1 protein-coding gene is annotated in these 380 nt (G+C 70.3%); it reads left to right on the forward strand.

Annotated features, from left to right (window positions below):
- Positions 1-380 (forward strand): ATP-binding cassette domain-containing protein (locus IH44_RS0140165; protein ID WP_030464792.1); only part of this gene is annotated, 380 nt, incomplete at both ends.

Below are 380 nucleotides of genomic sequence, written 5' to 3' on the forward strand. Positions count from 1 at the left end.
CGCCCCGCCGAACTCTCCGGCGGCCAGCAGCAACGCGTCGCCATCGCCGTCGCCCTCGCCAACCAACCCGCCGTCCTGCTCGCCGACGAACCCACCGGCGAACTCGACACCGACACCGCCGCCGGCATCTTCGACGCCTTCCGCACCGTCAACCGCGAACTCGCCACCACCGTCGTCATCGTCACCCACGACCCCATGGTCGCCGGCGAAGTCCGCCGCACCATCGCCATCCGCGACGGCCGCACCAGCAGCGAAGTCCTCCGCCGCACCGAAATCGACGAACACGGCACCGAAACCGTCTCCGAACGCGAATACGTCATGCTCGACCGCACCGGCCGCGTCCAACTCCCCGCCGCCTTCCTCACCGCCCTCGGCATGCA

This window comes from Kitasatospora sp. NRRL B-11411 (genome assembly GCF_000721345.1).
In the GTDB taxonomy this organism is placed as follows: domain Bacteria; phylum Actinomycetota; class Actinomycetes; order Streptomycetales; family Streptomycetaceae; genus Kitasatospora; species Kitasatospora cineracea.